This is a genomic window from Singulisphaera chitinilytica, from assembly GCF_049331405.1.
Classification (GTDB): Bacteria; Planctomycetota; Planctomycetia; order Isosphaerales; family Isosphaeraceae; genus PoT.
In genome coordinates, this window is the sequence record NZ_CP186274.1 from 4,255,848 (window position 1) to 4,274,551 (window position 18,704).

The window sequence follows — 18,704 nt, forward strand, 5'->3', positions numbered from 1 at the left end:
CATTTTGGATCGAACTCGGGCGATCAGCTCTCGCTGAGTGCGGCGAGAATCCCCTGCATGAACTGCGGGAGATCGTCGGGCGTCCTGCTGGTGATGATGTTCTTGTCGCGGACCATCGCGGCGTCTTCCCAGATCCCGCCGGCGTTCTCCACATCGTCGCGGATAGCGAAGAAGCCGGTGATCTTGCGGCCTTGAATGCTCTTGGTCGAGCAGAGCATCCAGGGTCCGTGGCAGATGGCGGCCACGACCTTGTCCTGTCGGACGGCCTGTGTCACGAGGTCGACCATGGGTTTATGGCGCCTCATATGATCGGGAGAGTAGCCGCCGGGGATGATCACGGCGTCGAAATCGTCGATACTCACGTCGTAGGCCGAGACGTCGGACTTGGCCGGGTAGCCATGCTTGGAGGAATAGGTCTCCCCGGCCTTCGAGCCGACGATCTTGACGTCGCAGCCGGCCTCGCGGAGTCGCAGGACGGGATACCAGAGCTCCAGGTCCTCGTAGATCTTCTCCACCAGGACGGCGGCCCGCTTTCCCTTCGCGTTTCCCATGAGTTGCGTCCCCCCCAGTCGAATTCGTATCCGAATCAGTCGAGCCGAGGCCCGATCCGCACGTCGCGGCGAGTTCCGTCAGCGGACGGGCTGCGGCTCGGTGGCGGCCGACTTCGGCATCAGTTCCTGCATGGACTCCTGCAACCCCTGTTCCGTCGAGTACTGGGGCTCGTAGCCGAGAATGCGTTGGGCCTTGCCGATCGAATAATCGAGGTTCAGGCCGAGGAACTTGTAGCGAGCCTTATTGACGAGTGGGGGCGTCGTCGACTTGCGTCGCTTGGCGCGACGTTCCAACAGGACGGCGAGGGTCCAGGCGAGCCAGAGCGGGATCGAGCGGGTCGGAGGCTTGAGCCCCGCCAGCTTGGCCACGCGGCCCACGAAGTCGCGCTTGGTGACACGACCGCCGTCGGTGACGTTGAAGACCTCGCCGATCGCCCCGGCCTCCTCGGCGGCGAGGAAGATCGCCTGCACCAGATTCTTCACATAGATACAGTTGAGGACCTGGTTGCCCGATCCGAAATAGAAGAACCGGCCGCCCTTGAGGGCGTCCAGCAGTTTGGGCAGGACGGTACGATCCCTGGGTCCGTAGATGAAGCCGGGGCGCACGATACTAAGAGGAAGGCCCTTCTTGGAGACGTATTTGAGGGCCAGTTCCTCGGCCTCGACCTTGGAGCGGGTGTAGGCGTCGAGCGACTCGGCGGCGGGAGGGATCGTCTCGTCGGTGCCGAAGTGGTCGCGGGCCTCGTAGACCCCGAGGGAGCTGACGTGGACGAAGCGCTGGATCTGTGCTTCGAGGGCGGCGTCGAGGAGGAGCCGGAAGGCCTCGACGTTGAGCTGGCGGAACTCCTCGAGGGTGCCCCAGTCGCCGACCTTGGCCGCGCAGTTGAGCACCCAGTCGGCCCCTTCCGTTCCGCGACGCAGGGCTTTCGGATCGGAGAGGTCGCCAAGGACCTTCTCCACGCCCCATTCGTCGAGCAGGCGGGTATCGCTCGACTCGCGGACCAGCGCCCGAACGCGATGCCCCCGGCGCAGGGCCTCCTCGACCACGTGGCTCCCTACGAGTCCGGTCGCTCCGGTCACGAATACGGTCTTCGGTGTGATCGCCGTCATAGAGTGGTTCGTCGTTCACTGGGAGATTGGGAGACGCGCCAGGGCTTCCCTAAAAAGCCCGAGGAATCGTCTCCAACACTAACCTGTCTAGATGGCGAGTGACTAGGGGGTTGTAAAGCAACATGTGTGGCCGAACTACGCCGGTTCGGGGTGGCTTTCTGGGTGACGGCCGGTGTAGGCTGGATTACTTCGGACCAGAACGACCGACCCGGGCCTAAACGCCCGCCGGTGTTTGGATTGACAGGAAAGGGAGGCGGGTCTAGCATGCCCGATCCCTTCCACGCCCTCTGTAGACGCTAGAATGGGGTGGGAGTCGTATGGCCAGCGTGCTGAAGAGTGAGGAGCTCGAATCGTATCGTCAGGTGCTGCAAAACCTCAAGGCCCGTCTCCGCGGCGACCTTAACCAGATGACGGACGAGGCCCTCAGGCGCCATCAGCCCGATTCTTCCGGCAACCTGTCGAACGTCCCACTCCATATGGCCGACGTCGGGACCGAAAACTACGACCAGGAATTCACGCTCGGTTTGATCGAGAACGAGCAAGGGACGCTCGACCAAGTTTACGAAGCCCTGGGCAGGATCGACTCCGGGACCTTCGGCCGCTGCGAAGAATGCGGAGAGGCGATCGCCAAGCCCCGGCTTCAAGCCCTACCTTACACGGCGCATTGCATTCAGTGTGCCCGCGAGTTGGAGAGCCGCGGATGAATCAACCGGTCGGATGGACGCGTTGGGTCTTATTCTGGACGATCGCCCTCGGCGGTGCGGCCTTCGACCTCGCCACCAAATCGATGGTCTTCGAACGGATCGGCCCGCCGGGGTCCCCGCCCGTCACGCTCGTCAATAACATCCTCGAGCTGCAGACGAGCTATAACCGGGGGGCCCTCTGGGGGATGGCGAGGAACGTCCCCTACAGTCCCCAGATATTCGCAAGCCTTTCCGTCATCGCGGCAATCGCCATCTGTTACTGGCTCTTCGTCAGGGGCGCGGCGAGGGACGCACGCCTGACCGCTGCGCTCGGCCTGATCATGGCCGGGGCCCTCGGAAATTGCTATGATCGCCTCTTCCTCAATCACGTCCGCGACTTCGTGCATTTCCACGTCGACGCCATCAATTTCGACTGCGCCATCTTCAACTTCGCAGACAACATGCTCGTGATCGGGGCCGTGGGGCTCATGATCCTCGCCCTTCGTGCCGATCCGGAGCCGGGTACTTCGAAGTCCAGCCATGCTCCCGAAGACATCGAATCGCCCGTCCCTTCAGCTTCGGGCTCCTGATACCTTCCTACGATGACGCCGGTGCCTAGCACGGGCCTGGCCGATCGATACGCACGACCGACTCCTCGTCGCGATCCCTCCGAACCTCCCATGCGTGGCATGAGTCCATCTGGCAAGGCTCAGAGATGACGATCGGAGATGAGCGATGGAGGTCGTGCTGTTCGTCGGCCTTCAAGGTTCGGGCAAGAGTACCTTCTTCCGCCGGACCTTCGCCTCGACCCACGTCCTCGTCAGCAAGGACCTCCTGAGGAACAACCGGCGTCCTCAGCGTAGGCAGATGCAACTCCTCGAAGAGGCCCTGGACCAGGGGCTCTCCGTCGTCGTGGACAACACGAACCCGACGGTCGAAGTCCGAGCCCCGATCATCGAGCTCGCCAGGAACCATGGCGCGGCGGTGGTCGGCTACTACTTCGCCGCGCCGATCGCAGACTGCCTCGCCCGCAACGGCGACCGCTCGGGCAAGGCGCGCGTCCCCGAGGCGGCGCTCTACATCACGCAGAAACGGCTCCAGGTCCCGACCATGAACGAAGGGTTTGATCGACTTGTTCGCGTGAACCTCTCGCCAGATCTGGCATTCTCCGTCGAGCCCTGGCCCGAAGAGGATCGGCCATGAGACCTTCCGCATTCGAGAGGCGGATGAGGGCCGGCGAGTGCTATCACAACCTCAAGATCCTGCCATCGGCCTGGATCGTCATGCGGCTCGACGGCCATGGCTTCACCCGATTCACGAACGAGCGATTCGAGAAGCCTTTCGACCCGACGTTCCACCAGTACATGGTCGAGACGACGCAGGCGCTGCTCGTGAAGTTTCAAGGCGTCTACGGCTACACCGAGAGCGATGAGATCTCGATCCTCCTCGGCCGGCGTTGGGATCTGTTCGACCGGGAGCTCGAGAAGGCGTTCAGCCTCTCCGCGGCGTTTGCCAGTTCGACATTCAGCATCCGTTGCGGCCAGCCCGTCCAGTTCGACAGCCGCGCGTGGGTCGGGGCGCGCGACGAGGACGTCGTCGACTATTTTCGCTGGCGGCAGAACGACGCCGCCCGATGTGCATTGAATGGCTGGTGCTACTGGACGCTCCGCAAGGCGGGACGATCCGTCTCAGAGGCGAACTCTGCCCTGCACCGCAAATCGAGCTCATCGAAGAACGAGTTGCTCTTTCAGCATGGGATCAACTTCAACGAGCTACCCCCCTGGCAACGTCGAGGCACCGGCGTGTACTGGGAGGATTACGAGAAGGAAGGATTCGACCCGATCCGCAGGCAGGCGATACGGACAGTGCGCAGACGCCTCAAGATAGACTCGCAACTTCCGATGAAAGCCGAATATGACCAGCTTCTTGAAGTTTTGATGCAACTTCCGGAATGAGGGCCTCCACCTGCGGAGTTTCAATGAGCAGAGGTCGAGGCCGGGGATGGTTTCGACCTCGGCTCTATTGAATCGGGCCTCAAGGCTTCAGGACGCGGCCGCCTCTTGCTTGAGCGAGGCCATGTCGATCACGAAGCGATACTTGACCTTGCCTTTGAGAAGTCGCTCATAGGCCTCGTTGATATCCTGGATCTTGATGATCTCGATGTCGCTCGCCACACCATGCTCGGCGCAGAAGTCGAGCATCTCCTGGGTCTCGGCGATGCTGCCGATCGCCGAGCCGGCGATCCGACGCCGTCCCAGCAGCAGGTTGAAGACCTCGACGGGCAGCGGATGCTCGGGGGCGCCGACGATCGTCAACGTGCCGTCGAGCTTGAGCAATCGCACATAAGCGTTGATGTCGTGCTGCGCGGAGACGGCGTCGAGGATGAAGTCGAAGCTGCCGACGTGCGCCTCCATCTCGGCCGGATTCGTGGAGACGACGACCTCGTGGGCTCCGAGGCGACGAGCATCCTCGGCCTTGCCGGGCGAGGTGGTGAAGAGGATGACATGAGCCCCGAACGCGCGGGCGAACTTCACGCCCATGTGCCCGAGCCCGCCGAGTCCGACGATCCCGACCTTCTGCCCGGGCCCGACGTTCCAGTGCTTGAGCGGCGAATAGGTGGTGATGCCCGCACAGAGAAGCGGCGCGGCCGCGGCCGGGTCGAGCTTGTCGGGGACCTTGAGCGTGAACGCCTCGTCAACGACGATCGTCTCGGAGTAACCGCCATAGGTCACGCCGCCAAGGTGCTTGTCTTCGCTGTTGTACGTCAGCGTGAGGGGCTCGCTGTACTGCTCCAGCCCGCGCTCGTAGTTGGGGTGGGTGCGGCAGGCATCGACGAGGCAGCCGACCGCGGCAATGTCCCCTTCCTGGAACCGCGTCACGTCCCGCCCGACCTTAACCACGCGCCCGACGATCTCGTGGCCCGGAACGCACGGGTAGATCGTGCTCTTCCACTCGTTCCTCGCCTGGTGCAAGTCGGAATGGCAGACGCCGCAATAGAGGATATCGATGACGACATCCTTCGGCTGCGGCTCACGACGTTCGATCGCGAACGGAGCCAGGGGTGTCGTGGCGGATTGCGCGGCGTACGACTTCGATTTGATGTTCATTTTTTCCGTTGATCCATTCATTGAGACGTTGATGGACAATGCCCGCGTGGGAAGGGGAGCCCCCTCCCCTTCCCCATCACAAAGCTTGATCGATCATCCGCCGCCGATGTTGAGCGGCGGATGCGCCGAGGTGTTTGCGAGCCGTATGAGGAGGAACCCGAGATTCAGGCTCGGTGTGTGGAGAAATGCAGTGATTCGAGCAGAGTGATCACCAAGGTTAACTCTTGTAGTCGGTTGAGCACGTCAGCTCGCGCCAGGCTTCGAACTCGCTCCGGTTCGCGTCCAGTTTCTTGAGTGCACGATCGTAGGCGCTGATGCCGAGGAGCAGACGGAGCGGTGGTTTCTCCGAGTTCACGGCATCGATGATCGCTTCCGAACCCAGGACGGGATCCCCAACCTGGGCTCCGTTCATCTCTTCACGCCAGGTCCGGGTCTTGCCCGCTGTTTCGTCGTAGTCAACAAGTCGGGCCTTGGTGACATGCAACGTGCTGCCAAGGAAGTCGGTGCGGAACGGCCCCGGCTCGACGATCGTCGTGCGAATCCCCAGCGGCGCGACTTCCTGGGCGAGAGCCTCGGAGAGTCCTTCGACGGCGAACTTGGTCGAGTTGTACAGGCCCCAACCCGGTGAGGCCGTCAGGCCGCCGATGGAAGAGATGTTCACGATATGACCGCTTCGCCGCTCGCGAAAATGCGGCAAGACCGCGCGGGTGACACGCAAGAGGCCGAAGACGTTGGTCTCGAAGACGTTCTGGACCTCGTCGCCGCTCGCCTCTTCGATGGCTCCCAGCAGGCCATGTCCCGCGTTGTTGACGAGGACGTTGATGTGCCCGAATTTCTCAATCGCCGAGGCCACTCCAGAAGCGATCTGCAACTCATCGCGCAGGTCGAGCGAGATCGGATGGAGCCGATCGGACGCGTCGGGGAACATCTCCGCAACCTTGTCCGGCGTGCGCGACGTGGCGACGACCGAGTAGCCCCGCCCGAGGGCGGCACGTACGAGTTCCCGGCCGAAGCCCTGCGAGGTCCCCGTGATGAACCAGACCTGATGACGCGAACCGTTCGTCGACTTAGCCATGTTGGTTCTCCTAAGCATGGACCAGACCGTCAGGTACCAGCATCTTCGCTCAAGTCAGACATCATACTCAGATACGTTCAAGCTCAGTCCCATTTTTGTCTGTCGCGATTTCATTCCGAGTGCGTTGTTTCCTCGGCACCGACGGATGAGAGGGTTGACTGAGATCGTCCCTGGAGGGAACTCCCTCGGAACGGGAGTATCATAGGAAATCGCCCTCCAATCCCGCTGTCTGATCCTCGCCGTTCCTTGCCTGATCCTCCAATCACCAGGGGCCGTGATCACGGAAAAGGGGGGCTTTGCGTTTCGAACGAAGCGCATGGCGGGACATTGGCAGCGATATGCCACCAATAATGTCCACGCCAAAGCTCATCCTGAATGGAGTAAGGACGCGAGCCCGCTGCAGGAGGTCACGGGCCCGAGGAAGGCAGGTCGAATTCGGCTCAGACGTCGAAGTAGAGGGCGAACTCGTAGGGGTGCGGTCGGACGCGGATCGCATCGATCTCGTGATGCTGCTTGTACCAGATCCAGGTGTCGATCACGTCGGGGGTGAAGACGTCCCCTCGCAGGAGGAACTCGTGATCGTTGCGCAGGGCTTGGAGCGACTCCTCGAGCGAGCGCGGGACCGTCGGGACGTTCGCCAGTTCTTCGGGCTGGAGGTCGTAGATATCTTTATCCAGCGGGTCGCCAGGACGCGTCTTGGACTGAATCCCGTCGAGGGCGGCCATGATCATCGCGGAGAAGAGCAGGTAGGGATTCGCGGAACTGTCGGGCCCGCGATACTCGATCCGGCGGCTCTTGGCGCTCGGGCTGTGGATCGGGATGCGGATGACGGCCGCGCGATTGCGCCGGCTGTACGAGAGCTTCGTCGGGGCCTCGAAGCCTTCGACCAATCGCTTGTAGCTATTGGTCGTCGGGTTGGCGAAGGCGCACAGAGCGGCGGCGTGCTTCAGGAGGCCACCGATCGCGTACATGCCGATGTCGCTGAGGCCGGCATAGCTGTTGCCGGCGAGGAGCGGGGTCTCCCCCTTCCAGAGGGTGAAGTGGGTGTGCATGCCCGAGCCGTTGTCGCCGAAGAGGGGCTTGGGCATGAACGTGGCGGTCTTGCCGTTGCGCCTCGCGACGTTGCGGATGATGTACTTGGCGAGCATGACCTGGTCGGCGCTCTCGACCAGCGACTGCGGCATCAGGTCGATCTCGCACTGGCCGCCCGTGGCGACCTCGTGGTAATGAGCCGACGTGGCGATGCCGCACTCGGCCATGCGCTGTGCCATCTCGGTGCGGAGGTCGGCCAGGCTGTCGGTCGGCGGGCAAGGGAAGTAACCGAGCCCCGACCCCGGCTTGTAGCCCAGGTTCGGATTCTCGATGCGGCCACGGTTCCAGGTCCCCTCGACCGAATCAACGTGGTAATACGCCTCGTTGCCGCGCTGGTCGAAGCGGACGTCGTCGAAGACGAAGAATTCGAGCTCGGGGGCGAGTCGGCAGGTGTCGGCGACGCCGGTGCTCCGCATGTGGCTGACGGCCTTGCGGGCGATGTTGCGCGGGTCTCGCGTGTAGTCCTGCTGGGTGATCGGGTCGTGGATGTTGCAGACCATCGTCAGGGTCGGATGCGCGGTGAACGGGTCGATGAGGACCGTTTCCGGCTGGGGCACAACCAGCAGGTCGGCCTCGTTGATCGCCCGCCAGCCGACGACGCTGGACCCGTCGAACCCGATGCCTTCCTCGAATGTCTCTTCGGAGAGGGCATCCGCGGGGATCGCGAAATGTTGCCAGACCCCGGGAAAGTCCATGAAGCGGAGGTCCACCGTCGTAACTTCACGCTGCCGGATCTGCGCCAAGACCTCTTTCGGTGTCACCGCGATTCGTTCCTTTCCCGCCCGTCTCGGTCGGCGAGGACTCGCTGGCTTCGAGTCCCGGCCCCTCACGGGTCCCACGTCTTCGTGCCGCGCCTTCGGATCCGATCAAGCCACGCGAAGCCTGCCTCGGATCAATTGAAGGTCAGTCGATCTCGTTGCGGAAGTGCAAAACGAGAAGCACACTAACTTAACCCATGCATCGTCCTGGGACCAGCCCTTGCTTGTGCGTCGCGGGCATCGTCGCCGTCGCGAGCGCAAAAGGACGAGCATCTATACCTGTGGCGTCCGGGCTTCCGTGGGGGTTGGGAGGCGAAGTTGGCGAGATTCGTCCTGCTCGAGCATCGTTGGAACGGGGTGCACTGGGATTTCATGCTCGAGTCCGGCGAGTCCCTGCGGACCTGGGCTATCGATGCCCCGATCGTCGCCGGCACTCCCCTGCCCGCCCGGGAGTTGGCCCCTCATCGCCCGGTCTATCTCGACTACGAAGGGGAAATCTCGGGCGATCGAGGCTCGGTCCGCCGTCTCGATCGCGGTGAGTATTCGACCCTGGCCTGGGAATCCGACCTCGTCCGCGTCGAGGTCCGCGGCGCTCAGCTCATCGGAACCGTGACCTTACGGATGATGGTCGAGGGGGGCTCGACGGAGGCCGGTTGTTCCTGGAGCTTCCTCCTGGGGAACTTGGACTGAAGCACCTTGCGCGTCGGCAGGGTCGGGGGCTCGATGAGCCCCTTGGAGCGGCTGGAATGCCCCGCGAGCCGGATCTGGCCGTCGCGCACGCCAACCTCTTCGAGCCTGACGTCGTCGCGCTCGAGGTGCGGCGTGTATTTGAACTGGACGACGGGGAGTCCATCGACCCGCTTCCAGGAGGCTTCCAGACCCTTGCTTCGCACGTGGGCGATGATGCGGTCGAGGATGTTCTCGGGGGGGACGGGCAAGACCCCCGCCCGGATCTTCTCCAGGGTCAGTTCCAGCACGTTTGGCTCGGGCACATTCGGATGCGCCACGACCCAGATGACGGTGCTGAAGGCCCCGCGGTCGAGTTCGAAGGCGAGCGTGACGCTATCGAGTTCGAAGAGCACACGAGGCTCATGCACCTCGGGCGGGAGTTCGTCGGCGAACTCCTGGACGAGGTCCTGGGCCAGCCAGGCGTTGACCTCCTCGTCGGAGAAGATCGCCTCCCAGCTCGGCTCGTTATAGATGTCGTTACGTAACTGAAGGCTCTGGGCCACGAAACGCTTCGCCTGCCGCTTGCGTTGTTCGGGAGAACCTTTGGCAACCGTGCGATAAAATTCCGGCTTGTGCGTCAAAGAGATCCAGAAGACACCGAGCATTGCGAGGATCGAGGCGAGAACCGTGAGAACGATCAGGACTCGCTTGCCCTTTTTGCGCATTTGAGCGACCTGCTTCCTGCGAAGAATGGGGAGGGAAGGGGTCGTGCTAGAAAGTTACTACGAGAATTGTAGGCGGCTCGCGTTGCGAGTCTGGTGGATCCGTCCAAGTCTGGGAGAGTTTTCCGATTACCCGGGGAGGATATGCTCGACCCAAGAACGCGTCAACCCGAACTCAACACCGGCCACTCTTCACGGCTGACTCCTAAAATCGTGGGGGTTATGCCTTGTCCTTAACCTCGCCTCCGAACGTATGAGTTTCGAGGGGTTCCCCCTACTTGTTCAACCGACTTGATCGCCCTTATATTGGAAGAATGTCGGACTGAAGGAGCGTCACGTCATGCCTCCGCGACTAGTAAGTCTTGGCATCCTTCTCTACTGGGCCATCGCGGCCTCGACCCTGATCCGGCGCGACGTCTTGCCGGAGATGGGATTCGTGCGCCCGCCCGACCTGCGGACGATCGCACGGGCGGAAGACAACGCCGAGCCTTCGCGATGGTCCGTCGAGGTCATCGACAACCCGCTGTCCCCCGATCTCCGACGCTCGGTCGGGACGGCCTCGACCCATTCCACCCGGAACGCCCGAGGGTGGGTAATCATGAAGAGTCGCGTCTTCTTCGACGCCGGTGGCCTGCTCAAAGGGACGCCGCTACGCAGCAACGCAGACGGGCATATTGAGGTCCTAAGCTCTTACCAGGTAGATCCTTCGGGAAATCTCCGCTCCTTCCAGGCCACGGTAAAGGCCGAGTCCGAACCCGAAATTCTGCTCCAGGTCGACGGGGCGCTCAAGAAGGGGGAGATGGAGATCACGTCTACGGGCCCGATGTTCAATCGGAAGTGGACGATCCCCTACCAAGCCAGGGGTTTGATCCAGAATGCCGTGGGACCTTTCGACCGCCTGCCCAACCTCCAGGTGGGCCAGCGCTGGGAGACCCGCGTCATCAGCCCGCTCTTCGGCAATGTCGAAACGGTCAGGGTCGAGGTCGCTCGGCGGACCGTGATCCAGTGGAATAACAACCCGGTGCCGACCTACGAGGTCGTCCATCACATGACGCCTCTCTCCGCACGCACGTGGGTCCGACCTGACGGATTCGTCCTCCGGCAGGAAGTCCCGCTCCCGTTCGTGAAGCTGGTCCTGGAACGTCTCCCGGATCATGCCAGCAATCCGAACACTGAGGTGTCCAAGTGATGATCGAGCTGTGCGGAGTCACGAAGACTTTTGGTTCCAAGACAGCCGTCGATCACCTCGACCTGACCATCAAGGCCGGAGAACTCTTCGCCTTCCTCGGGCCCAACGGCGCGGGCAAGACGACCACCATCAAGATGGTCTGCGGCCTGCTCTCTCCGACCTCCGGCGTCGTGCGGGTCGGCGGCTTCCCGGCCGGCAGCCAGGAAGCCCGCCAACTCCTCGCATACGTCCCCGACCAACCCTATCTGTATGAGAAGCTGACGGGCCGCGAATTCCTGCGCTTCGTGGTCGAGATGTACGGCAGCGACCATCGCTCGGCCACTAAACGCCTTGATGAACTGATCGAAACGTTCGAGATGACGGACTACGTCGACGAGCTATGCGAGAGCTACTCGCAAGGCATGAAGCAGCGCATCGTCTTCGCTTCGGCACTGATTCACGACCCGAAAGTCCTCATCGTCGACGAGCCGCTCGTGGGACTCGATCCTCGGAGCGCGAGGATCGTCAAGGATCTCTTCGTCTCGCAGGCCAAGTCGGGGGTGGCGGTCTTGATGTCGACCCACCTGCTATCGATCGCCGAGGAACTCGCGGACACGATCGGGATCGTCGACCATGGCAAGATGCTCGCCCACGGGACACTCGCCGACCTGCGCGAGGATCTGCAGTCGCACGGCCCGCTCGAAGACCTATTCCTCAAGCTGACCGGGGGCAATCGCCCCCTGGCGAACGGCCGGCTCGTGATCCCACATGGGGCCCAGACCCAATGAACGAACAGCCCGACGCTCCCCCGCGGCTGACCTCGGCGAGCGAGGCCGCCCGGGCCTTCCGGAAACATCGCTACCGGCTGATCATGAACGCGTTCCAGACGCAGATGTCGGGATCGCGTCTGCGCATGATCATGATCCTGATCTGTAGCGCGATCTTCTGGGTCGTGCTCTTCGGCCTCTTCTTCGAGGGGTTCCAGTTCGTCGGCAAATACATCGATCCCACCAACACGATCATCGAGTATCTCTTCAGCATCTTCTTCCTGTCGCTGCTGGTGATGCTCTTCTTCTCGACGGGGATCATCGTCTACACGGGGATGTTCCAATCGAGGGAGGCGGCGTTTCTGCTCACGCTCCCTACGTCGGCCGACAGGGTCTTCGCCTACAAGTTCGTCGAGGCGATCGGCTTCTCTAGCTGGGGATTTCTGCTCTTGGTCAGCCCGATGATGGTGGCCTACGGGATCACCGTGCCCGCCTCGGGAGCCTTTTACGGGATCTTCCTGCTCTACCTCCTGGCGTTCGTCTTCATCCCGGGCGGGTTGGGGGCGTGCGCGGCGATCCTCGTGGCGAACTTCTTCCCGAGGCGGCAGAAGACGATCCTGATCGCCGGCGGGATCTCGAGCGTGGCCGCGATGATCTTCCTCATCGTGAAGGTCGCCAGGACGCCAGGAGAGACGCTCTCGGTGGATTGGCTGGGCGGACTCATCGGCCGACTCGCGTTCAGCCAGAATGCCTTGCTGCCGAGCCGATGGATGTCAGCCGGGCTCCTCGCCTCGGCGCGAGGCCACTGGTCGGACTCCCTCTTCTATCTGATGGTGATCTCGGGCCACGCGGCGCTGGCCTATCTGGTGGCGGCCGTCCTCGCTCGCGACCTCTACCGGCAAGGATATAGTCGAGTCCAGGGGGGGCGTTCGAACCGACGACGCAGTGGCTGGTATGGCTTCGACATGTTCTTCCATCGGGTCTTCTTCTTCATCCCTGGGCCGATCCGGCTGTTGATCCTAAAAGACCTTCGAACGTTCCGACGCGACCCAGCCCAGTGGTCTCAGTTCCTGATCTTCTTCGGCTTGCTCGGCTTCTACTTCCTCAACATCCGCAGGCTCAGCTATGACGTGCAAAGCCCCTACTGGCGGAATCTCGTCAGCTTCCTGAACCTGGCGGTGACCGCACTGATCCTCTCGACGTTCACGAGCCGGTTCATCTTCCCCTTGCTCTCCCTCGAAGGCCGGAACTTCTGGATCCTCGGCCTACTGCCCCTCAAGCGCGAGGCAATCCTCTGGGGCAAGTTCGCGTTCGCGTCGGGGATTTCTCTCGTGTCGTCGGAAATCCTCGTCGTGCTGAGCGACCTGATGCTCAGGATGAGCTCGGCGATGATCGCTCTGCACATGGGGATGGTCGCCGTGCTCTGCCTGGGGCTCTCGGGAATCAGCGTGGGGCTTGGAGCGAGGTTGCCGAACCTCAAAGAGAGCGATCCGTCGAAAATCGCCGCGGGGTTCGGAGGCACCTTGAACCTGCTGGTGAGCCTGATCTTCATCTTCTCCATCGTCACGGCGATGGCCCTGCCCTGCCACCTCTACTTCGCCGGGCAAGACGCCACAGTCTTCGCCTCGGTCGTGCTTACGGAATCGAATTTCCGCTACTGGATGACGGTCGCGATCATCGTCAGCCTAATCGTCGGCGCGATCGGGACGATCGTCCCACTCCGGATCGGCATCAAGGCCTTCAAGAACATGGAGTTTTGATCAAGCGGGATCCCGCTCGATATTCGAACGCATACTCCCTTCGGCGTGATGATTCCTCCGCGCGCCGAAGTCTCGCTCGGATCCGACGCCACTCTCATTCGTGAACCGAAAGTGACGATGTCTTGTCTCACCGTCATATCGATGCTTGATGTGATTGCCCATGGAAGTCGTGAGGCGATTGGGACGCGACTGGGTCGTGGGCAGGGGATGGAGGACGGATGTCGACGACCACCGAGAGGGACCGCATCACGATCGCGCCGGCTGACCTGGACCGAATCCGTGAGATCTACGAGAGCGGGCTTTACCTCCAGGCGTTTGAGGAGTCGAAGGCCTGGGGACCGCTCGAGACCTGGGAAGGGACCCCCGCGCTCATCCTGGCCGGCCGCCTGGCCATGAACCTGGGCGGACCGAAGCTCGCCGAACGCCTGCACACTCGCGCCTGGCGCCTGGGTCGCAACGATTTCGACGCCTGCTTCTATCGGGCCCTCTCCATCCTGGGGAAAAAAGGTCCATACGCAACCTGGCGATTCCTGAAACGGTCTGGGCCCTTCGAGGGGATCTCCGACTCATCGCGGGCCGACTGGAGCGCGTTACACGGGATCGTCCTTGGCTACTTCCGCGACTTCGATCGGGCATGGGCCTGGATGGACCGGGCAGAGGCGACCGCTCCTGGATCAGCCTGGATCCACCTCGAACGGTCTCGGCTCCTGGGCATGGAAGACCGCTACGAGGAATCGCTCGCCGCCGCCGAGCATGCCCTGACCTTGCGCCCCTGGTATCGCCCGGCCGTCCAGTCGGTCGTCCACTGCCTCCAGCTCCTTGATCGCGATCACGAGGCCATCGACCGGCTCATGGAGGCCGGCGAACGGATCGAAAGCCCGGCGATCTTCGCGCAACTCGGCGCGCTCCAGTTCGAGAACGATCGATTCGAGGAGGCACGTCGCAGCTACGATCGCTGCGCGGAGCTCTCGCCGCTCCAGGAGGACGATGGACGCAAGTGGCTCGCCGGTCGTCGGTCCGACTGCGCCTACGGCTGCGGCGACGTCGAATCGACAATCCGCTATGCGAAAGAGACCGACGAGCCCTTCTTCAAGGCCCTGGCCGAGCGTCTCGAGGCGAACGCCCATGCGACGCGCCGAGTCGTCCTGGACGTCGGCTTCGTCAGGCAGCATCACCACACCTGTGCCCCAGCGACACTCGCCGCAATCAGCAGATTCTGGGGAATTCCCGCCGACCAGCACGAGGTGGCCGAGGCCATCTGCTATGACGGCACGCCGGATCATCGCGAGCGGACCTGGGCCGGCGACAACGGCTGGTTCGCCCGCGAATTCACCGTGACCTGGGATTCTATCGTCGCGCTCATCGACCGGAAGATCCCCTTCACTCTCACGACCGTCGACCCGCTCAGCGCCCACCTCCAGGCGGTGATCGGCTACGACGAGCGCCGACGCACGCTGATCGTGCGGGATCCGACCGAGCCTTACTCGGTCGAGGCGTTCGCCGACGCCTTCCTCGAACGCTATCGATCATCCGGCCCTCGAGGGATGCTGCTCATCCCGAAGGCCCAGGCGGATCGCATCGACGGCGTCGAGTTGCCCGATGCGACCCTGTACGACCTCCATCACGAGGTCCAGTGCGAGCTCCTCAAGCACGACCGGATTCGAGCCTTCGCGGCCTATGAGCGGCTCCTCGAGCGGTGCCCCGGTCATCGCTTGACGTTCCAGGCGGCCCGCCAAATCGCCGCTTATGACACCGATACCCCGGCTTACCTCGCGGCCATCGAGGGCCTGATCGCCCTCTTCCCCGAGGACACGAACTATCGCTTCAGTCAGCTGGGTTGTCTCGGCGAGCTCGCCCGCACGGACGAGCGCCTGGGCATCTTGCAGACGCTCTGCGACGACCCCAAGAGCGATCCCTACTTCCGCCGTCTGTATGCCGAGGAATTGCTCCCCGACGACCGGGAGCGAGCCAGGGTCTATCGACTCGTACGCCAGGCAATGCGGGCCAGGCCGCTCGATGCGACGAGCTATTCGATCCTCGCCGAGCTCGCCTGGAACCGCCAGGAACGCGACGAGGCGCTGGAGCTGTACCGCTTCGCGACGGCCCTCGACGACAAGAACGAGGGCTTCGCTCGCAGCCACTTCATGGCGGCACGTCATCTTCGTCGCGAGCAGGAAACCCTGGAGATGCTCCGCCAGCGCTTCCGTCGCTTCGGCACTCGCTCGAGCTATCCGGCTCGCACTCTGTACTGGGCCCTGTCGCAGCTCGACCGTGAGGCGGAAGGGTTCCGCATCCTGGACGAGGCGGTGGCGCTCCGGCCCGACGACAGCGACCTACAACTCTTCCTGGCCGATTCGCTCGGGAATCAGGGCGAGTTCGAACGCGCCGAAGCGTGCCTGGCTTCGGTCGAGGGCAAATGCCGACGCGCCGCCTGGCTCAGGACTGCGGCGACTCTATTCCTCTGGCAAGGGAAACGGATCGAGGCCCTACAACTTTGGCGCGAGGTGCTCGAGATCGAACCGGACGCCCTGGACGCGAACCGGAACATGGCCCGGCTTCTGGCCGAGACCGAGAACCAGGCCGCGGCCATCGAGCATCTGGCTCGGGCTTGCGACCGATTCCCCCACAACGTAGCCCTGCACCAGTCCTTAATCCAACGACTGCGAGACGAGAGCCCGATCAAGTCGGAAGAGGCGGCCCGGCGCCTGTTGGCGAGCCGGCCGACCAATGCCTGGACGCGCCGGGAGCTCGCCCTGATCCTGGGGGAACAGGGACGTTATGAGGAGGCCCTCGCCGAGGTCGAGGTCGCGCGCCAGCTCGACCCGTCCTCTTCGACGGCCGCCTCAGTCCGAGGCCAGGTCCTCACCTACGCCAACAGGACCACGGAGGCCGACGCCGCCTTCCGCGAAGCGATCCGCCTCTCCGTCGACAATGAGCTGGCGATTGCCCGGCTCATCAACGGCCAGGCCTCGCCGAATGGCCGTCGCGAGGCGATCCGTTTCATCGAGGAAGAGTTGGGGCGCCAGGTCATCTTCGGCGATGGCCTGATCGCGTTCGCGCGACACGCCAGGAACATTCTCAGCTCGGACGAACTCCTCGCCACCCTCGAGAAGGCCTGGGAGGCCCGCCCCGACCTCTGGCATGCCTGGGCGGCCTTGATCCGCCATCGCCTCGAACGCAAGGAGCTTGACGAGGCCCTCGACCTTGCGAATCGAGCCGTCGAGCGGTTCCCCCTGCTCCCCGTGCTCTGGGCCGACCTGGCGAGCGTCCACGAGGCCCGCGGCGATGGCGATCAGGTCATCGAGGCCCTGAACCGCAGCCTCCGGATCTCGCCCGGCTGGGGCATGGCCGCGCGACAGTTGGCATCCGCTTATGAGTCGAGGCAGGATTTCGAGACATCGAAGGCGGTGATCGAGCGATCACTGGCTCACGCGCCCCTCGATCCGCTCAATCATGGCTTCCTGGCGGATGCCCTCTGGAGCCTGAATGACCGGAAAGCGGCCCTCGATCGGATCCGCCATGCGATCCGCCTCGACCCCGAATACGACTGGGCCTGGTCCGCCCTCCGGCGCTGGTCTCATCAGATGGGCCAGCCCGAAAGTGTCGCCGAGTTGGCGAGGGAGCTGACACAGATCCGGGGCGGGGACTCTTGCAGCTGGATGAAGCTCGCCGAGAACCTCGAGGCAGACTCCGACCGGGACGAGCGTCTGGAAGCACTTCAGCGCGTGATCGACCTGGAGCCGCGCCGAGCCTCCGCGTACGACCTCCGCGCCGAGCTCCTGGCGGACGCCGGGCGGCTCGACGAGGCCGAGTCCGCGTGCAATCCCCCGGCCTGGGATGGCGATCCTCCCTGCTTCCTCCGAGGCCGGGCCGCGTGGGTGGAGTTCCGTCGGGGGAACTACCCCTCGGCCATCGAGAAGATGCAGAGCGTCCTCGAGCAGGATCCGGACTATTATTGGGGATGGCTCAGGCTCTCCGAATGGCTCTGCGACACGAGCACGCCAGAAGCCTATCTCCAAGCAGCCGAGAATCTCATCCGCCTGGCCCCCAATGATACGGTCGCGAACGCCTACATCGGCGAGGCCCGCCTCAAGACCGGGGATCGTCGGGGGGCCAAGGCCGGCTTTCGGGCGGCCTTCGACCTGAATCCGTCCTACGGCTTCGCTGGGATGAACCTCTTCGACCTGGAGATGGAGGACGAGGCCTGGGATGCGGCCGAGGCGGTCCTCGAGGCGCTCAAGGAGCACGTGGGCGGCGACTTCGTCCTCGCCCGCGAGATTCGATTGGCGATGGAGCAAAACAGGATCTCCGTGGCCACCGAGGCTCTGACCCAACTTTGCGTCTCGACCTTGAGCGAGGGCGATTGGCCCTTGAGGGCCGCCGATAAGGCCTTCCGGAAGGCGGGTTGGAGCAAGGGCGCCGAAGCTGTCTACTCGGGGGCCCTCGACTTGCCCGACGTCAACCCGCTCGTCGGTCGATTCTGGGTCGAGCACTGGACCGAGCGAAAACACTGGAAGACGGCCAAACGGCTCGATTCGCTCGCGGGCCGAGGAGAACTGGGGGGCCAGATCCTCGCGGCTTACCTGAATTTCCTCGGCAATGCGAAGTGGGAGCGCCGCATCCTGGCCTGCCTTCGACGATATGAGCAGGCCATTCGGGCGAACACGCACGCCTGGGGTACAGTCGGCTATGCCCTGACGTCGGTCCACAAGTACGACGAGACCATCGCATGGATGAGCGACTGGGACGATCGCGAAGGTCTACAGCCGTGGATGTTGATGAATCTCGTGATCGCCCTGCGCAACCAGACCCTGGATGCCGTCGCCAACTTCATGAGCCAGAAGGCCCTCGAGTTACCTTCGGACTACTCCTCACATTACCATTCGCTCTGGCTGGCATTCGACGAGGTGCTCGACGGTCATGCGGATCGGGCGGCAGCGCGGCTTGAGGCATTCGACACTGAGTCGTTCGATGTCACGAACCTATTCCTCCATGACCTGACGACGTTGCTCATTCAGCGTGCCGAGGCCATCGAGGCCGGTGATCTGCAGGTGCGAGCGATGACCTGGAAACATATCAACAAGCTTTGCGCCAGGTACACGATCCCGAGCGAGGACCACGGGGCCGTCTCGAATGCCGTTCGCCGGGCGATTGCCCACGCCGCCGACCAGGAGGGCGGCTTCCGCGGGTTCGTCTGGAGGCACTTCGGGGCGAAAACTCCCCGGAGGAAGTCGAGATGAGT

General features: G+C 63.2%; 15 protein-coding genes. 9 read left to right on the forward strand and 6 right to left on the reverse strand.

What is annotated here, in order from left to right:
• Positions 1-23: 23 nt before the first annotated feature.
• Together ACOYYX_RS16995 and ACOYYX_RS17000 are read right to left on the reverse strand one after the other, a co-directional pair.
• The gene (locus ACOYYX_RS16995) at positions 24-551 is read right to left on the reverse strand and encodes a type 1 glutamine amidotransferase domain-containing protein (protein ID WP_422931104.1); all 528 of its coding nucleotides are present in this window, start codon (positions 549-551) and stop codon (positions 24-26) included.
• Positions 552-629: 78 nt separating this feature from the next.
• Positions 630-1,661: an NAD-dependent epimerase/dehydratase family protein gene (locus ACOYYX_RS17000; RefSeq protein WP_422931105.1), complete on the reverse strand. Its 1,032-nt coding sequence runs from the start codon at positions 1,659-1,661 to the stop codon at positions 630-632.
• A gap of 317 nt (positions 1,662-1,978) precedes the next feature.
• Between ACOYYX_RS17000 and ACOYYX_RS17005 the strand changes: the two genes are divergently transcribed.
• From ACOYYX_RS17005 to ACOYYX_RS17020, 4 genes are all read left to right on the forward strand, one after another.
• Positions 1,979-2,365, forward strand: coding sequence for a TraR/DksA family transcriptional regulator (locus ACOYYX_RS17005; RefSeq protein WP_422931106.1), 387 nt, complete (start codon positions 1,979-1,981; stop codon positions 2,363-2,365).
• Entirely contained in the window at positions 2,362-2,934 is a 573-nt protein-coding gene (lspA, locus tag ACOYYX_RS17010) for a signal peptidase II (protein ID WP_422931107.1), read from the forward strand. The genes ACOYYX_RS17005 and lspA overlap by 4 nt, the downstream gene beginning before the upstream one ends.
• 145 nt (positions 2,935-3,079) lie before the next feature.
• Positions 3,080-3,547, forward strand: coding sequence for an AAA family ATPase (locus tag ACOYYX_RS17015; RefSeq protein WP_422931108.1), 468 nt, complete (start codon positions 3,080-3,082; stop codon positions 3,545-3,547).
• A complete protein-coding gene (locus ACOYYX_RS17020) occupies positions 3,544-4,299 on the forward strand; it encodes a tRNA(His) guanylyltransferase Thg1 family protein (protein WP_422931109.1) in 756 nt (251 codons plus the stop codon). Before ACOYYX_RS17015 ends, ACOYYX_RS17020 begins: the two co-directional genes overlap by 4 nt.
• Before the next feature lie 87 nt (positions 4,300-4,386).
• On the opposite strand, the gene ACOYYX_RS17025 is transcribed toward ACOYYX_RS17020, so the two are convergent.
• The 3 genes from ACOYYX_RS17025 to glnA all read right to left on the reverse strand — a co-directional run bounded on the left by ACOYYX_RS17025 (position 4,387) and on the right by glnA (position 8,379).
• Positions 4,387-5,451, reverse strand: a complete 1,065-nt coding sequence (locus tag ACOYYX_RS17025; protein ID WP_422931110.1) for an NAD(P)-dependent alcohol dehydrogenase — start codon at positions 5,449-5,451, stop codon at positions 4,387-4,389.
• 217 nt (positions 5,452-5,668) lie between these two features.
• Complete coding sequence (locus tag ACOYYX_RS17030) at positions 5,669-6,526, reverse strand: oxidoreductase (protein ID WP_422931111.1); 858 nt, start codon at positions 6,524-6,526, stop codon at positions 5,669-5,671.
• A 440-nt stretch (positions 6,527-6,966) separates the two neighbouring features.
• Positions 6,967-8,379 (reverse strand): type I glutamate--ammonia ligase, encoded by a 1,413-nt coding sequence (gene glnA, locus ACOYYX_RS17035; protein ID WP_422931112.1) that lies wholly within the window; start codon positions 8,377-8,379, stop codon positions 6,967-6,969.
• 315 nt (positions 8,380-8,694) lie between these two features.
• Here glnA and ACOYYX_RS17040 point away from each other — a divergent pair, with 315 nt between their 5' ends.
• Positions 8,695-9,066: a DNA polymerase ligase N-terminal domain-containing protein gene (locus ACOYYX_RS17040; RefSeq protein WP_422931113.1), complete on the forward strand. Its 372-nt coding sequence runs from the start codon at positions 8,695-8,697 to the stop codon at positions 9,064-9,066.
• Here the strand turns inward: ACOYYX_RS17040 and ACOYYX_RS17045 are convergent.
• Entirely contained in the window at positions 8,970-9,770 is an 801-nt protein-coding gene (locus ACOYYX_RS17045; RefSeq protein WP_422931114.1) for a hypothetical protein, read from the reverse strand. The genes ACOYYX_RS17040 and ACOYYX_RS17045 overlap by 97 nt on opposite strands.
• Positions 9,771-10,107: 337 nt before the next feature.
• Here ACOYYX_RS17045 and ACOYYX_RS17050 point away from each other — a divergent pair, with 337 nt between their 5' ends.
• The 4 genes from ACOYYX_RS17050 (at position 10,108) to ACOYYX_RS17065 (ending at position 18,702) form a co-directional block, all read left to right on the forward strand.
• Positions 10,108-10,956 (forward strand): hypothetical protein, encoded by an 849-nt coding sequence (locus ACOYYX_RS17050; protein WP_422931115.1) that lies wholly within the window; start codon positions 10,108-10,110, stop codon positions 10,954-10,956.
• Positions 10,956-11,723: an ABC transporter ATP-binding protein gene (locus ACOYYX_RS17055; protein WP_422931116.1), complete on the forward strand. Its 768-nt coding sequence runs from the start codon at positions 10,956-10,958 to the stop codon at positions 11,721-11,723. The genes ACOYYX_RS17050 and ACOYYX_RS17055 overlap by 1 nt, the downstream gene beginning before the upstream one ends.
• Positions 11,720-13,462 (forward strand): putative ABC transporter permease subunit, encoded by a 1,743-nt coding sequence (locus tag ACOYYX_RS17060; protein WP_422931117.1) that lies wholly within the window; start codon positions 11,720-11,722, stop codon positions 13,460-13,462. Before ACOYYX_RS17055 ends, ACOYYX_RS17060 begins: the two co-directional genes overlap by 4 nt.
• Positions 13,463-13,680: 218 nt before the next feature.
• A complete protein-coding gene (locus ACOYYX_RS17065; RefSeq protein WP_422931118.1) occupies positions 13,681-18,702 on the forward strand; it encodes a C39 family peptidase in 5,022 nt (1,673 codons plus the stop codon).
• Positions 18,703-18,704: the final 2 nt, after the last annotated feature.

Coding starts and splice junctions, on each gene's coding strand:
- ACOYYX_RS17045 (WP_422931114.1), bottom strand. CDS start 9,770: ATGCGCAAAAAGGGCAAGCGAGTCCTGATCGTTCTCACGGTTCTCGCC.
- ACOYYX_RS17030 (WP_422931111.1), bottom strand. CDS start 6,526: ATGGCTAAGTCGACGAACGGTTCGCGTCATCAGGTCTGGTTCATCACG.
- ACOYYX_RS17055 (WP_422931116.1), top strand. CDS start 10,956: ATGATCGAGCTGTGCGGAGTCACGAAGACTTTTGGTTCCAAGACAGCC.
- ACOYYX_RS17000 (WP_422931105.1), bottom strand. CDS start 1,661: ATGACGGCGATCACACCGAAGACCGTATTCGTGACCGGAGCGACCGGA.
- ACOYYX_RS17065 (WP_422931118.1), top strand. CDS start 13,681: ATGTCGACGACCACCGAGAGGGACCGCATCACGATCGCGCCGGCTGAC.
- lspA (WP_422931107.1), top strand. CDS start 2,362: ATGAATCAACCGGTCGGATGGACGCGTTGGGTCTTATTCTGGACGATC.
- ACOYYX_RS17015 (WP_422931108.1), top strand. CDS start 3,080: ATGGAGGTCGTGCTGTTCGTCGGCCTTCAAGGTTCGGGCAAGAGTACC.
- ACOYYX_RS17050 (WP_422931115.1), top strand. CDS start 10,108: ATGCCTCCGCGACTAGTAAGTCTTGGCATCCTTCTCTACTGGGCCATC.
- ACOYYX_RS17005 (WP_422931106.1), top strand. CDS start 1,979: ATGGCCAGCGTGCTGAAGAGTGAGGAGCTCGAATCGTATCGTCAGGTG.
- ACOYYX_RS16995 (WP_422931104.1), bottom strand. CDS start 551: ATGGGAAACGCGAAGGGAAAGCGGGCCGCCGTCCTGGTGGAGAAGATC.
- ACOYYX_RS17060 (WP_422931117.1), top strand. CDS start 11,720: ATGAACGAACAGCCCGACGCTCCCCCGCGGCTGACCTCGGCGAGCGAG.
- ACOYYX_RS17025 (WP_422931110.1), bottom strand. CDS start 5,451: ATGAACATCAAATCGAAGTCGTACGCCGCGCAATCCGCCACGACACCC.
- ACOYYX_RS17020 (WP_422931109.1), top strand. CDS start 3,544: ATGAGACCTTCCGCATTCGAGAGGCGGATGAGGGCCGGCGAGTGCTAT.